Source organism: Sphingomonas sp. GW821-FHT03E12, assembly GCF_059420685.1.
The window spans coordinates 446,734-461,445 of sequence record NZ_JBWKUF010000003.1 but is presented as its reverse complement, the minus strand read 5'-3'; the positions used below and the strand labels follow the sequence as shown (position 1 = coordinate 461,445).

12 protein-coding genes and 1 pseudogene are annotated in these 14,712 nt (G+C 65.7%); 8 read left to right on the top strand and 5 right to left on the bottom strand.

The window, feature by feature from the left end; translation table 11 throughout:
- Positions 1-5: 5 nt before the first annotated feature.
- From AC07TU_RS11865 to AC07TU_RS11855, 3 genes are all read left to right on the top strand, one after another.
- Positions 6-2,180 carry an RNA degradosome polyphosphate kinase gene (locus AC07TU_RS11865; RefSeq protein WP_495188105.1) on the top strand — a complete coding sequence of 725 codons (2,175 nt, stop codon included), beginning with the start codon at positions 6-8 and terminating at the stop codon, positions 2,178-2,180.
- Positions 2,181-2,182: 2 nt separating this feature from the next.
- Positions 2,183-3,679, top strand: coding sequence for a Ppx/GppA phosphatase family protein (locus tag AC07TU_RS11860; protein WP_495188104.1), 1,497 nt, complete (start codon positions 2,183-2,185; stop codon positions 3,677-3,679).
- A gap of 78 nt (positions 3,680-3,757) precedes the next feature.
- Positions 3,758-4,828, top strand: coding sequence for a serine hydrolase domain-containing protein (locus tag AC07TU_RS11855; protein ID WP_495188103.1), 1,071 nt, complete (start codon positions 3,758-3,760; stop codon positions 4,826-4,828).
- Between the two features lie 3 nt (positions 4,829-4,831).
- Here the strand turns inward: AC07TU_RS11855 and AC07TU_RS11850 are convergent, their stop codons facing one another.
- Both AC07TU_RS11850 and rnd read right to left on the bottom strand, forming a co-directional pair.
- Entirely contained in the window at positions 4,832-5,113 is a 282-nt protein-coding gene (locus AC07TU_RS11850) for an I78 family peptidase inhibitor (RefSeq protein ID WP_495188102.1), read from the bottom strand.
- 11 nt (positions 5,114-5,124) lie between these two features.
- Positions 5,125-6,303: a ribonuclease D gene (gene rnd / locus AC07TU_RS11845; protein ID WP_495188101.1), complete on the bottom strand. Its 1,179-nt coding sequence runs from the start codon at positions 6,301-6,303 to the stop codon at positions 5,125-5,127.
- A gap of 111 nt (positions 6,304-6,414) precedes the next feature.
- On the opposite strand from rnd, the gene aspS reads away from it, so the two are divergent.
- From aspS to AC07TU_RS11825, 4 genes are read left to right on the top strand one after another with little or no spacing between them, the layout of a single operon-like run.
- On the top strand, positions 6,415-8,211 hold the full coding sequence (gene aspS / locus AC07TU_RS11840) for an aspartate--tRNA ligase (protein WP_495188100.1): 1,797 nt from the start codon (positions 6,415-6,417) through the stop codon (positions 8,209-8,211).
- A gap of 52 nt (positions 8,212-8,263) precedes the next feature.
- Entirely contained in the window at positions 8,264-9,655 is a 1,392-nt protein-coding gene (locus AC07TU_RS11835; RefSeq protein WP_495188099.1) for an L-serine ammonia-lyase, read from the top strand.
- A 27-nt stretch (positions 9,656-9,682) separates the two neighbouring features.
- Positions 9,683-10,693: a 2-hydroxyacid dehydrogenase gene (locus tag AC07TU_RS11830; RefSeq protein WP_495188098.1), complete on the top strand. Its 1,011-nt coding sequence runs from the start codon at positions 9,683-9,685 to the stop codon at positions 10,691-10,693.
- On the top strand, positions 10,693-11,337 hold the full coding sequence (locus tag AC07TU_RS11825; RefSeq protein WP_495188097.1) for a hypothetical protein: 645 nt from the start codon (positions 10,693-10,695) through the stop codon (positions 11,335-11,337). The genes AC07TU_RS11830 and AC07TU_RS11825 overlap by 1 nt, the downstream gene beginning before the upstream one ends.
- On the opposite strand, the gene AC07TU_RS11820 is transcribed toward AC07TU_RS11825, so the two are convergent.
- Complete coding sequence (locus tag AC07TU_RS11820) at positions 11,288-12,007, bottom strand: DUF2306 domain-containing protein (protein ID WP_495188096.1); 720 nt, start codon at positions 12,005-12,007, stop codon at positions 11,288-11,290. The two genes, AC07TU_RS11825 and AC07TU_RS11820, sit on opposite strands and share 50 nt — an antisense overlap.
- On the opposite strand from AC07TU_RS11820, the gene AC07TU_RS11815 reads away from it, so the two are divergent.
- The gene (locus AC07TU_RS11815) at positions 11,994-12,533 is read left to right on the top strand and encodes a helix-turn-helix domain-containing protein (RefSeq protein WP_495188095.1); all 540 of its coding nucleotides are present in this window, start codon (positions 11,994-11,996) and stop codon (positions 12,531-12,533) included. The two genes, AC07TU_RS11820 and AC07TU_RS11815, sit on opposite strands and share 14 nt — an antisense overlap.
- Positions 12,534-12,539: 6 nt before the next feature.
- On the opposite strand, the gene AC07TU_RS11810 is transcribed toward AC07TU_RS11815, so the two are convergent.
- Both AC07TU_RS11810 and AC07TU_RS11805 read right to left on the bottom strand, forming a co-directional pair.
- Positions 12,540-13,772: a TonB-dependent siderophore receptor gene (locus AC07TU_RS11810; protein WP_495188387.1), complete on the bottom strand. Its 1,233-nt coding sequence runs from the start codon at positions 13,770-13,772 to the stop codon at positions 12,540-12,542.
- A gap of 454 nt (positions 13,773-14,226) precedes the next feature.
- Positions 14,227-14,673 (bottom strand): annotated as a pseudogene (locus tag AC07TU_RS11805) (TonB-dependent receptor plug domain-containing protein); the annotation flags it as partial.
- Between the last annotated feature and the right edge of the window lie 39 nt (positions 14,674-14,712).

The window sequence follows — 14,712 nt, the reverse complement described above, 5'->3', positions numbered from 1 at the left end:
GAAACATGTCGAGCCGCGCGCAACTGAAGCCTGACGAGAATGAGCCGGCGAGCCCGGCGGAAGGCGGAGCGCGCTACTTCAATCGCGAGCTGAGCTGGCTGGCGTTCAACCGCCGCGTGATGGAGGAGGCGGGCAACACTGCGCATCCCTTGCTGGAACGGCTGCGCTTCCTCTCCATTTCGGGCTCGAACCTCGACGAGTTTTTCATGGTCCGCGTCGCGGGTCTGAAGGGCCAGCAGATGCAGGAGGTGGAGGCGCACTCCGCCGACGGGCGCACCCCGGCACAGCAGCTTGCCGCGATCGTCGAGGATGCGAGCGAGCTGGTCGACAGCCAGCAGGCGGTGTGGAACGTCATCCGCCGCGAGCTGGGCGAGCGCGGGATCGAGGTGCTCGATGCCGATGCGATCGTCGGCGAGGTCGCCGACTGGGTCGAGAACCATTTCCGCCTTCAGATCTTTCCGATCCTGACCCCGCAGGCGCTCGACCCCGCCCACCCGTTCCCGTTCATCCCCAACAAGGGGCTGAGCGTGATCTTTGACCTGGTCCGGCAGAGCGACGGCGAGCCGATCCGCGAACTGGTGCTGCTGCCTCCGGCCAGCCCGCGCTTCGTGCGCGTGCCGGGTGAGCGTGCCTGCTACGTGCCGGTAGAAACGCTTCTCAAGCGCTTCTCTTCGCTTCTTTTTCCGGGGTACGACGTCAAGAAGTCAGCGACCTTCCGGGTGCTGCGCGACAGCGATATCGAGCTGGAGGAAGAGGCCGAGGATCTGGTCCTCTACTTCCGCACCGCGATCAAGCGGCGGCGGCGCGGGCGGGTCATCCGTCTCGAGATGGAAGAGGGCATCGATGCCGGGCTCGAGGCGGTGCTGCTCGAGGAACTGGGCGGCAGCGAGGCGCTGCTGACCGAGACCGGCGGCTTCCTGGGTGTGGGCGACCTGTCGATGATCGTCGAAGAGGATCGGCCCGACCTCAAATTCTCGCCCTATGCCCCGCGCTTCCCCGAGCGAATCCGCGAGTTCGGCGGCGATTGCTTCGCGGCGATCAAGGCCAAGGACATCGTCGTCCACCACCCGTACGAGACGTTCGACGTGGTGCTCGCCTTCCTGAAACAGGCGGCGAGCGACCCGGACGTGGTCGCGATCAAGCAGACGCTGTACCGCGCGGGCAAGCAGTCGGCGGTGATCCAGGCGCTGATCGCCGCGGCCGAGGCGGGCAAATCGGTGACGGCGGTAGTCGAGCTCAAGGCGCGGTTCGATGAGGAGCAGAATCTGCTCTGGGCGTCGGCGCTGGAGCGCGCGGGCGTTCAGGTGATCTATGGTTTCACCACCTGGAAGACCCACGCCAAGGTGTCGATGGTGGTGCGGCGCGAGGGCGACGAGTTTCGCACCTACTGCCATTTCGGTACCGGCAACTACCATCCGGTGACCGCGCGCATCTATACCGATTTGAGCTTCTTCACCGCCGATCCGCGGATCGGGCGCGATGCGGCGAAGATCTTCAACTATGTCACCGGCTATGTCGAACCGGAGGATCTGGAGCTGCTCACGGTCTCGCCGCGGCATCTGCGCGACCGGCTGATGGAGCTGGTGGACGGCGAGATCGCGCATGCACTTGCCGGAAGGCCGGCGGCGGTGTGGGGCAAGATGAACAGCCTGGTCGATCCAGCGATGATCGAGAAGCTCTATGAGGCGAGCAACGCCGGGGTCGAGGTCGACCTGGTGATCCGCGGCATCTGCTGCCTGCGGCCCGGGATTGCCGGTATGTCGGAGAATATCACCGTCAAATCGGTGGTGGGCCGCTTTCTGGAGCACAGCCGCATCTGGGCGTTCGGCAACGGCAAGGCGCTGCCCAATGACGGCGCGAAGCTGTTCATTTCCTCCGCGGACTGGATGCCGCGCAACTTCGACCGGCGGGTGGAGTTCATGCTTCCGTTGCAGAACCCCACGGTGCACGATCAGGTGCTCGACCAGGTGATGGTCGCCAATCTGATCGACACCGAGCAGAGCTGGGAGCTGGAAAGCGATGGCCGCTACGTACGCGAAGATCCCGGCCCCAAGCCGTTCAACCTCCACCGCTATTTCATGACCAACCCGTCGCTGTCGGGCCGTGGTGCGGCATTGGAAACGAGCGAGGCGGTGCCCAAGCTGTCGTTGCGCCGGTGGCGCGCGGAGCGTAGCGGGTGAGCGTGACCACGCTTTTGTTCCGCAAACCCCGCGCAGAGCCGGTGCCGTCCGCTCAGCGCACCGCGATCATCGATATCGGTTCCAACTCGATCCGCCTTGTCGTCTATGACGGCGCGGCGCGGCTGCCTGCGACCCTGTTCAACGAGAAGGTGATGGCAGGCCTTGGCCGGTCGCTGTCCGAAACCGGGGCGATCGACGAAGCGGCGCTGACCATGGCGACCACCGCGCTGGCCCGCTTCGCCAGCCTCGCGCGTGAGATGGAAGCCGATTCGATCCGTACCGTCGCTACCGCCGCGGTGCGTGAGGCGTCGAACGGCGGCCAGCTGATCGCGATCGCGCGGTCGCTGGGGCTGGATGTCGAGTTGCTCTCCGGCGAGGCCGAGGCGCTGGCGGCGGGCTATGGCGTGCTGTCGGGCATTCCCGAGGCCGATGGCATCGTCGGCGACCTTGGCGGCGGATCGCTGGAGCTGGTGCGCGTTGTAGCGGGCACGGTGACCGACCGGGTTTCCTTCCCGCTGGGCGTGCTGCGCATCGGCGCGATCCGCGAGAAGGGGAAGGGGACGCTCGACAGGACGGTCGCCAAGCTGCTGAGCGATGCCGGCTGGACCGGACGCGGGGCCGGACTGCCCTTCTATCTGGTCGGCGGATCGTGGCGCGCGCTGGCGCGGCTCGACATGCATCTGACCGGCTACCCGCTGCCGGTGATCCACGAATATGCGATGCCCGCGGCGACGGTGACACGGCTGCAGCGCACGATCCAGCAACTGGGCCGCGGCAAGATCCGCGCCGTACCCAACCTCTCGTCAGGCCGCGTCGTGACGATGGAGGACGCCGCGGCGCTGCTGGGCGTGCTGATCAAGCATCTGGGCAGCCGCGAGACGGTGGCATCCGCCTTCGGGCTGCGTGAAGGGCTGCTCTATGGAGGGCTGACCGCGGAGCAGCGGCAGGAAGACCCGCTGATCGTCGCGGCGCGCGACGAGGCGCAGCGCTCGGGGCGCTTTCCCGAGCATGGCGACCTGCTCGACGCCTGGATCGCGCCGCTGTTCGACGACACGGCCGATCTCGCACGGCTGCGGCATGCGGCATGCCTGCTCGCCGATGTGGGCTGGCGCGCCAACCCTGAATTCCGGGCCGAGCGCGGCCTCGAGATCGCGCTGCACGGCAATTGGGTGGGGATCGACGCACGCGGGCGGGCGCTGCTGGCGCAAGCGCTGTTCACCTCGCTGGGCGGGGGCTTCGAATCGCCGCCGCCGATCGGCCAGCTCGCCAGCCTCGACGATCTCGAGCATGCAAAGCTCTGGGGACTTGCCATGCGGCTCGGTCAGCGGTTGAGCGGCGGCGTGGCCGGGCCGCTGCGGCGCTCTTCGCTTGCGGCGACCGAGGATGAGCTGGTGCTGAGCCTCGAGAGCGACGATGCGGCGCTCTACGGCGAGGCGGTCGAGAAGCGTCACCGCGCGCTTGCGGGTGCGCTAGGGCTGACCGCTGCCGTGGAGATCTGAGGGCGGGCCGCGCCGTCATTTCCGGTTCATGTTTCTCAGGTGAAACGAACGCTTCCGCATCATTTCGAAGGAAGCGTTATGTTCGATCGCCGCACCGTGCTGGCCGGCTTCTTGTGCGGGGGCGCCGCGCTTCGTCCGGCATGGGCGCTTACGCCGAGCGGGAAGAACGATCCGCACGTCGATGCATTCGTTCGCGCGAACAATTTCCACGGCGTCGTGGTCAAGGCGCGCGCGGGACGCATCCATTATGCCCGCGCTTTCGGCATGGCCGACATCGCTGCGAAGCGCCCGGCGACGGTTGATACCGTCTATGCGATCGCGTCGATCTCGAAGTGGCTGACCAGCATCACGCTGCTCAAGCTGATCGAACAGGGCAAGGCGACCCTCGACACGCCGCTTTCCACCCTGTTGCCCGATTATCGTGCGGATACCGGGTCGCGGGTGACGCTCGCCCATCTGCTCTCGAACACCAGCGGGATCCCCAACGGCTTCATCGCGGCGGCGAAGCTCGATTCTTCGCTCGTCACCACCGATCTCGGCACGGCCGAATCGATCCTCCGCTTCTGCCAGGACGATCTCGCCTTCGAGCCGGGAAGCAAGTTCGACTATGCGATGACCAACTGGTTTCTGCTGCTGGCGATCGTCGAGCGGCTGGCCGGCAAGCCGTTTGAAGAGGCGGTGCGCACCATCACGCTCGAACCGCTCGGGCTGCGCCACACCGGTCTGAACGCGGCGGGCGCGGCATCCTCCTATCGTACCACCGAGCCGCCGGTCTTGTGGCCCGATCCGCGTACGCCGGTGATGGCGGCAGGCGGCGGCTATTTCAGCGATGCCGCCGATCTGGCGCGTGCTGCGCACGGGGTCTTCGACCGCGGGTTCCTGAGCCCCGAATCGATTGCGGCGTTGCGCATGATCCGGGTGCCGGATCAGGACTATTCGCTTGGCGGGCGGGTGCGGACGATGACGATCGCGGGCAAGCCGGTGCAGGCGGCGTGGCAGACCGGACGGACCGCCGGTTTCCGGTCCGTCCTTGGCCATCGCTATGACGACCGATCCACCGTCGTGATCCTCAACAATAGCGGGCTGTCGCAGAAGCTGCTCGACGAATTCGCCGATCAGCTGTTCGGTGCGGCACCCCGGACGGGTTGAAGCTCAGCCGCAGTGCACGCGGCGGATATTGTTGCGGTGATCGACTTCGATGTTCAGCCGGTCCGATCGGAAATCCATCGTCACCGGCTGGCCGGGCCGCGTGACGCGGACATCGCGGGCACCCGCACGGCGCTTGGCGTTCTGAATGACGCGGGGCCGCGCCTCACGGCCGACAAGGCCCTGCACAGCCCCTGCATTGCAGCGGATCGGTCCGGGCATCGGCGTCGGATAGGATGCGCAGGCCATCAGGCCGGCGGGCAACAGCAGAACGGCGAAGCGGAACATGGCGTCTTCTCCTACTCTTGTGGCTGTTCGGTGCGAGTCATTTTGAGCTTACCATTGCGCACGGTAAACCCCAACTGCCCCTCGACCAGCGCGAGTGCGTCGCGTCCGAACTGCTCGAACCGCCAGCCTTCGAGGATTGCGAGATTGTCGCGCTGGCCCGCGGCGAGCGCCTCGAGATCGTCCGAGCGCGCGAGCAGACGCGCCGCCACGTTGATGTCGCGCGCGCGAATCTTGAGAAGCAGCTTGAGCAGATCGGCGACCAGCGCGCCTTCCTTGCCGAGCGGGAGCTTGCGGTCGTCGCGCGCGGGCATTTCCGACGCGGGCATCGCGGTGGCGTTCTCGATCGCGGTCATCAGGCGCCCCCCGATATCGTTGCCGCCCCATGAGGCGGAGAGCCCGCGCACGCGGGTCAGGTCGCTCTGCTTGCGCGGCGGATTGGCGGCGAGATCGGCGATCGTCTCGTCCTTGACGATGCGGCCGCGGGGCAGGTTCTTGCCCTGCGCTTCCTTCTCGCGCCATGCCGCCAGGGCCTTGAGGCGGCCCAGCACCTCGGCCTTGCGGCTGGAGATACGGATGCGCTGCCACGCGTGATCGGGATCGTTGCGGTAGTTTTCGGGGTTGGCGATCCGCTCCATTTCCTCGTCGAGCCAGCCGCCGCGCCCGGTCTTGCGCAGCTTTTCCAGCATCTTGGGGAAGATTTCGGAGAGGTGGGTCACGTCGGCGATCGCATAGTCGATCTGGCGCTTGTCGAGCGGACGGCGGCTCCAGTCGGTGAAGCGCGCACCCTTGTCGACCGTGATGCCGAGATAGGTTTCGACCAGGTTCGAATAGCCGATCTGTTCACCCTGGCCGAGCGCCATCGCTGCGATCTGGGTGTCGAACAGCGGATGTGGGGTCTTGCCGGTCAGGTTGTAGACGATCTCGAGATCCTGGCCGCCGGCATGGAAGACCTTGAGCACGTCCTCATTGTTGACGAGCAGGTCGAGCAGGGGTGTGAGGTCGAGTCCTTCGGCCATCGGATCGATCGCCGCAGCTTCGTTCGTGTCGGCGATCTGGATGAGGCAAAGCTCGGGCCAGAAGGTGTTTTCCCGCATGAACTCGGTATCCACCGTGATGAACGGTTGCTGCGCGAGGCGGGTGCAGAGATTGGCGAGACTTGCCGAGTCTTCGATCAGGCCGTGAATATGCATCGCAGGCCCATAGACGCGCGCGAGCGGGTTGACAAAGGGGCGCGTGGGCATGAAGCGCGACCGCCTGTTTATAACTCGCTGCCTGCGGGCGGCGTCATCAGAGATTGCACCATGCACGCCTATCGTTCGCACAACTGCGGCCAGCTGACCGCCGCACAGGTCGGTGAGACCGTCCGCCTTTCGGGCTGGATCCATCGCAAGCGCGATCATGGCGGCGTGCTCTTCGTCGATCTGCGCGATCATTATGGCGTGACCCAGATCGTTGCGGACAGCGATTCGCCCGCTTTGCCGGTGCTGGAAGGGCTGCGCGTCGAATCGGTCGTGACGATCGACGGCGTGGTGAAGGCGCGTTCGGACGCGACGGTGAACGCGAACCTGTCGACCGGCGAGATCGAGGTGTTCGCCAAGGGCGTCACCGTCCAGTCGGCCGCACAGGAACTGCCGATGCCGGTGTTCGGTGATGCCGAATATCCGGAGGAAATCCGCCTTCGCAACCGCTTCCTCGACCTGCGCCGCGAGGGGCTGCACGCCAACATCATGCTGCGCAGCCATGTGATCGCCAGCCTGCGCCGCCGGATGATCGATCAGGGCTTCACCGAGTTCCAGACGCCGATCCTGACCGCGTCGTCGCCGGAAGGCGCGCGCGACTATCTGGTCGCCAGCCGCGTGCATCCTGGCAAGTTCTACGCACTCCCGCAGGCGCCGCAGATGTTCAAGCAGCTGCTGATGGTCGCGGGCTTTGACCGCTATTTCCAGATCGCGCCGTGCTTCCGTGACGAGGACGCGCGCGCCGATCGCTCGCCGGGCGAGTTCTATCAGCTCGATTTCGAGATGAGCTACGTCACGCAGGACGATGTGTTCGCGGCGATCGAGCCGGTGCTGCATGGCGTGTTCGAGGAATTCGCCAACTGGCAGGGCAAGGGCCGCACCGTCAGCCCGCTGCCGTTCAAGCGCATCCCGTACCGCGAATCGATGCTGAAATACGGCAACGACAAGCCCGACCTGCGCAACCCGATCCTGATTTCGGACGTGAGCACGCATTTCGAAGGCTCGGGCTTCGGCCGCTTCGCCTCGATCGTCGAAGCCGGCGACGTCGTCCGCGCGATCCCGGCACCGGGCACGGCGGAGAAGAGCCGCAAGTTCTTCGACGACATGAACAGCTGGGCGCAGGGCGAAGGCTTTGCCGGCCTGGGCTATGCGACGCGCAAGGGCGGCGAATGGGGCGGCCCGATCGCCAAGAACCATGGCGAGGACAAGATGTCGGCGCTGGCCGACGAACTGGGCCTTGGCCCGGACGACGGCATCTTCTTCGCCGCGGGCAAGGAAGCCCAAGCAGCGAAGCTCGCGGGTCTCGCCCGCACCCGCGTCGCCGAGCAGCTGGAGCTGATCGACAAGAGCCGCTTCGAATTCTGCTGGATCGTCGATTTCCCGATGTTCGAGTATGACGAGGACGCGAAGAAGGTCGACTTCAGCCACAACCCGTTCAGTATGCCGCAGGGCGAACTGGAGGCGCTGGAGACCAAGGACCCGCTCGACATCCTCGCCTGGCAGTATGACATCGTCTGCAACGGCATCGAGCTGTCGTCGGGCGCGATCCGGAACCACCGTCCGGAGATCATGTACAAGGCGTTCGAGATCGCCGGGTACAGTCAGCAGGACGTGGACACCAACTTCGCGGGCATGATCAACGCGTTCAAGTTCGGCGCGCCGCCGCATGGCGGGTCGGCGCCGGGCGTCGATCGCATCGTGATGCTGCTGGCCGACCAGCCCAACATCCGCGAGGTCATCGTCTTCCCGATGAACCAGAAGGCCGAGGACCTGATGATGCAGGCGCCGTCCTTCGTCAGCGACAAGCAGCTCAAGGAACTGCACATCCGGCTTGCGCCGGGCGTCGCGCCGACCGAATAAGGCCTCTACGCAGGGGCAGGCGGATCAACCACCGCCCCGTTGGAGGGATTTGATGCTCGACGGTTCGGGAATGGCGGCGCGGCAGCGCGTTGAGGCGACGATCGGCCTGGCCGATCTGTTCACCATCGGCATCGGCCCGTCGAGCTCGCACACCGTCGGGCCGATGCGCGCCGCGTGTGCCTTTTCCGAGGCGGCGCTGGATCGCGGAATCCCGGTTTCGGTATCGTGCGAGCTGTTCGGATCGCTCGCGCTGACCGGCAAGGGGCACGCCACCGACACGGCGGTGATCCTGGGCCTTGCCGGGCACCAGCCAGAGAGCGTCGATCCCGACGCGGTGGCGAGCATCGTTTCGACGATCCAGTCCGAGCAGAAGCTGTCGCTGGGCGGGCAGGTGATCGTGCCGTTCGTCGAGGGCCGGCACCTGATCTTCCGCTCGGACCGCTTCCTGCCCGCACACCCCAACGGCATGCGCTTCGTTGCGCATTATCCCGATGGCGAGCCGTACGAGACCTTCTGGTACTCGATCGGCGGCGGCGCGGTGGTCGAGGGCGGGTGCGAGGCACCGCGATCGAACGTGACGCTGCCGATGAATTTCTCGTCCGGGGCGGAACTGCTCGCGGTGGCGGAGGAGAAGGGCGTGACGATCGCCGATATCGTCCGTGCTAACGAAGCCGCGTGGCGCGACGATACCGAGACCGACGCTTTCCTCGATTCGCTGCGGGCGGCAATGTCGGCGTGCATCGAGCGGGGTATGCGCGGCGAGGGCGAATTGCCCGGCGGGCTCAAGGTCAAGCGGCGTGCCCGCGACCTTCACAACAAGCTGCTCGCGCGCGGGCCGCGATCCGATCCTTCGCTGGTGTTCGACTGGGTGAGCTTGTGGGCGCTGGCGGTGAACGAGGAGAATGCCGCGGGCGGGCGTGTCGTCACCGCGCCGACCAATGGCGCTGCGGGCGTGATCCCGGCGGTGCTGCGCTATTACGAGACCTTCTGCGCCTCACCGACACCCGCTGGCGCGCGGACCTTCCTGCTGACGACCGCGGCAATAGGCTTCCTCTACAAGAAGCGCGCGTCGATCTCGGCGGCCGAAATGGGCTGTCAGGGCGAAGTCGGTGTCGCCTGTTCGATGGCGGCAGCCGGGTTGGCGGCGGCGCTGGGCGCGACCAATGCCCAGATCGAGAATGCCGCCGAGATCGGCATGGAGCATAATCTGGGCCTGACCTGCGACCCGATCGGCGGGCTCGTCCAGATCCCCTGTATCGAGCGCAACACGATGGGCGCGATCAAGGCGATCAACGCCGCCTATCTCGCGATGCACGGCGACGGCAGCCATGTCGTCAGCCTCGACGCGGTGATCGAGACGATGCGCCAGACCGGCGAGGATATGCGGTCGAAATACAAGGAAACCGCGCAGGGCGGGCTGGCGGTCAACGTCGTCGCGTGCTGATCTGGGCGCTGGCCAAGGGGAGCAGCCATGCGCGTCGCGGTGTTCGGGACCAAGGGATATGACCGGCGCTTCCTGAGCGAAGCGAACGCAGCCCATGGCCATGAGCTGATGTTTCTCGAGCCGAGGCTGGATATTTCCACCACACCGCTCGCCGCCGGCTGCGGGGCGGTGTGCGTATTCGTCAACGACTGCGTCGACGGCCGGGTTCTGGAAGCACTGGCGGGGCAGGGCGTAAGGCTGGTCGCGCTTCGCTGTGCAGGGTTCAACAATGTCGATCTGGCGGCGGCTGTGCGGTTGGGGATCGATGTGGTGCGCGTGCCTGCCTATTCGCCACATGCGGTGGCGGAGTTCACCGTCGGGCTGATGCTGGCGGTCGACCGGCATATCCCGCGGGCCTGGGCGCGGGTGCGCGACAACAACTTCGCGCTGGACGGCCTGATCGGGCGCAACCTGCATGGCCGGACCGTGGGTGTGATCGGCACCGGCAAGATCGGGGCGCTGGTCGCGCAAAGCCTTCGCGCCGGGTTCGGCTGCGAGGTGCTGGCGAGCGATGTGGTGACCGATCCGGCGCTTGAGGCGATCGGGGTGCGCTACGTCCCCCGCGCGGCGCTGCTGGAGCAGGCGGAGATCGTCACGCTGCATTGCCCGCTGACACCGGAAACGCGTCACCTGATCGATGCCGCGGCGATCGGGCGGGCGCGCGAGGGGCTGTTGATCGTCAACACCAGCCGCGGCGCGCTGATCGACACCGGAGCACTTATCGAGGGTCTCAAGTCGCGCAAGATCGGCGGCGTGGCGCTCGACGTCTATGAGCAGGAGGCCGATCTGTTCTTCGAGGATCTGTCGAACGAGATCGTCGGGGACGACGTGTTCCAGCGGCTGCTGACCTTTCCCAATGTCCTGGTCACCGGACACCAGGCCTTCCTGACCGAGGAAGCGCTGACCGCGATCGCGGAGACGACGCTGGCGAGCATTGCGGATGCTGAGGCGGGGCGGCCGCTGGCCAACCGCGTCGGCATCGAGCGGGTGGCCGCCTGATGGCGACGCGCACCCTCGACAAATTCGTACGGCGCTACACGACGCTGTCGAGCGCGCTCGACACGCTGGTGCACCAGCGATTGGTGCTGCTGAGCCCCTCTAAATGGGACGACACCAACGACGTCGAGTTCATGGAGCTCTATCGTGCCCATGCCGATGCCAAGTCGGTGCTGGCGCTATGCTGCGCGATGGCGAGCGAGACCTATCACCACTGGCGCGTCTTCACCCAAGGCATGGAAGGCGTGTGCATCGAGTTCGAGAAGGCCGCGCTCGAAACCGCCGTGCTGGGGCATGCCGGGGTGATTGCCGGACCGGTCGACTATCTTCAAATCCGGCAGCTTGAGGAGTTGCCACCCGAAGAGGCGCACCGGCTGCCGTTCGTGAAGCGTGAAGGCTATAGCGATGAGCGCGAATGGCGGATCGTCGCGACGTGCCTGGAGGAACCGGCATTCTCGTTGCCGATCGCGATCGATCTCGGCTCGATCACGCGGTTGGTGTTGAACCCGTGGATGCCGCCCGTGCTGGCCGACAATCTGCGGACGATCATCCGCGGACTCCCTGGCTGCGCGAAGCTCAAGATCGAGGCGTCGGCGCTCACGAACAGTGCGCGCTGGAAGGCGGCGGGGAAGAAGCTGGCGGGCTGATCCGTGGCGGCCATTTGCGGAAGGCTGCGCTGAAGCGGACACGGAAGATCCAGAAGACCATCACGGCAAGCACGAGCAGCGGCAGCGCGTCCCACAGGAAAAAGCCCTGCCACGCCTCCGGGAACTCGTCCCGCTGCCCGCGGAAGAAGGACGAGGTCGCGATCAGCATCGCGGTCGACATGCGCCACAGATGCCGGCCAATGCGCTGAACGCCCGAGAGCTGGCCCTTGCGCAGGAAATTGAGGTCGAGCGCGGCTGCGAGCAGGGCGAGGGAGCCGAAGACGAAATGGACCTGCCAGGGCAGGCTGTCGACCTTCCCGTCGGGATCGTTGAAACCGGCGTAGCCGAGCAGCAACTGCCCGATCGTGCAACCGATCGCGATCGCCAGCGCTGTCCGGTCGAGGCCGGTCGCCTTGCCCGAGCGCTGACGCGCGGCGGTCCATGCGGTCGCTACGAGATAGCAGGTGAAGGTTCCGACAAGCGCAGTTCCGCGCTCCGGCTTGAGGATTGCGATCACCGCGCCGGTACCGGCCATGACGAGCATCGACGCAAAGAAGGCCGTGCCTGCGCGCGCGTGCCAGCGACCGCCTTTGCGGACCGTGAGCGCTGCAGCGCCCGACAGCAGGGCCACGCTTCCCCCGACGATATGCACCAGCATGAATGCATTCATGTGCGCCTCCCTTGTGCTCGATTTCCTGGAGGCGTATTATTCAGACAACACACAGATGCCCATGATCGGGGGGATCAAAAAGATGATCGAAGGTTGCACGGAGCGGGTGTCGGGCCGGTCGAGAGCGGTCGGTGCGCTCCGTTTCATCGCGGCGGAGATCGCCCGCGAGATGCGCAAACGCCGCGCGGGCAAACGCAGCGTGCGGCGCGACGTCGAGCGGCATCTTGAGCCGCTGCTGGCCTTGGGTGCGGCACGGATCGACCGCGTGGCACACGCGATGGGATGCAGCCGTCAGACGCTCTACCGCCGTCTGAAGGCCGAGGGGCTGACGTTCGAACAGGTGCTCGACGGGTTGCGGCACCGGGTGGCGCTCAAACTGATGCGCGGCGGTACGCTTCCAGTGAAGGAAGCGGCCTATCAGCTTGGCTTCTCCGATCCGGCGGCCTTCTCGCGGGCGTTCAAGCGCTGGACCGGACAGAGTCCGGCGATGTTCAAAGCCACCGGGCGCCAGCGCGGCGCCCGGTGAGCCGGATCAGAAGCCGTAGCGCAATGTCGCGCGGACATTCCGGGGTTTGCCGAACACGAAGCCGTCGGACCACATGTCGTTGTTGTAATAGTGTTTGTCGAACAGGTTATCGAGATTGACCTGGAGCGAGACACGCTTGTTGAACGCATATTGGGCCATGCCGTTGACCAGCAGATAGGCCGGCTGCCCGACCTTCTCGGTCAACTGCGTGCCGGGATTGACTGCGGTCATCGGCGGACGGCTCTCCCAGCGCAGCGATCCGCCAAGGCTGAAGCCGTCGAGGGCGCCGCCGAAATCATAGCGGGTGGACATGCGCAGTATCCGGCCCGGGTGTGCCGGTTGCACCGGCAGGCCATCGACATCCTTTGCGGTAAACGCGCTCCAGCCCAGGCTCAGATCCCATCCGGGCAGGATCTTGCCGGCGATCTCGCCTTCATAGCCCTTCGACACGGTGCCTCGCGCTGGGCGATAGGCGGGCAAGGTCGTGCCGGGAATGAAATGCCCCGGATCGACCACTGCGAAGTTATCCTGTTCGATGCGGAAGATTGCGGCTGACGCGCGAAGCCGGCCGCCCATCCATTCGCCCTTCAGGCCCGCCTCGTAATTGGCGCCCTGAACCGGCGGGAGATAGTCGCCGTTCCGGTCCTTGCTGTTCTGCGGATTGAAGATCCGGGAATAGCTGACATAGGCGGACAGATTGCCAGTCACATCGAGGATCAGCCCGGCATAGGGCGTGAAGATGCCGTCCTCGCGCAGGGTGAACGGCACCGGCGTGTAGCGCGCCACCTCTTCGTCACGCCGCCACCAGCTCATCCGAGCGCCAGCGATCAATTTGAGCGGCTTGGCAAGCTGAAGCCGGGTCACGCCGTAAATGGCATATTGCTCGGTCGTGCCCGCGCCGCTCAGCCGATAGCGATCACCCCATCGCGGCTCGGGATAGCTGCCGTCCCAATCATCGAAATTGCCGACGGGGGCGATGGTCGCCGGGTCGGGATCGCGGTTGGTGAAGCCGGTCGATTTCATGTGGCTGTACATCGCACCGACGATGAGCTGGTGCTGCCTGCCCAGCAGATCGAAACCGCCCTTGATCGACGCGCTGGCGCCCCATTGCTTGGAATCGCGCTCGTACCAATAGGGGTCGGCGACCATGCCGAGGCCCGTGCCCCGATCGGGATAGCCCGATGGCAGCAGCATCTTCATATCCTCGACCTTCTGCTGGTAGCTGAGGTCGCTGCGCAGCGACCAGTCGCCTCCATTGCTGCTCCAGCGTCAGAAAGGCCGTTTTCACGGTGGTGTCGAACAGGCTCCAGCGCGCCGCCGTTGCCTTCGAGCGCGGCCAGTCGGTTCGCGTGCCGTCGCTGTACCAATAGGGCAATTGCTTGAACGACAGGCCGTCAAAATCATCCTGCTGGTAGCTGGCGCCCAGGCTGATGCGGGTTGCGGTGCCGAGGTCGGCATCGATCACGCCATAGACGACATAGCCCTTGGACTCTTCCAGATCGACGAAGCTGTCCTGCGAATAGACCTGCGCGACCAGCCGTCCGCGCACTGCTCCGTCCGCCGCGAGCGGCGCGGTAACATCGCCATTCGCGGCGATCCGCCCCCACGACCCCGCCTCGATGCTCATGACGCCGGTGAGGTCACGCGAAGTGGCGTGTTTGCGTACCAGGTTGATCGTCGCTGAAGGTTCGCCGACGCCTTGCAACAGGCCGTTGGCGCCGCGCATCACCTCGATCCGTTCGAAAATGGCGGTGTTGTTCTCTTCCAGCCCGAGGTTGCCGACGAAGAAGGGCGCGCTGTCGAACTGGAAGCTGGTGATTTCGAAACCGCGCGCCGCCAGCGTATAACGCGCCCGATCCAGTGCCTTCACCGAGACACCGGTGGTGTAGGACAGCGCGTCGGCGATGTTGACGGATGCCTGGTCGTTCAACTGCTCACGCGTGATGATGCTGATCGATTGCGGCGTTTCGCGCGGGGAAAGGTCGAGGCCGGTCGCAAGCGAGTTCTTCTGCTCGCCGCGGCCATAGACGACGATTTCCTCCGCCTTCGACGGCTCGTCCGTCGCCGCTCTCTCCTGTCCCGCGAGCGCCGATGTAGGCACGGTCAGTGCGAGCGCGGCGGTGCTCAGCAAGCGATGCATCGTCTTCATGGAAATCCCCAGTATTTGCACCCGTTTGCA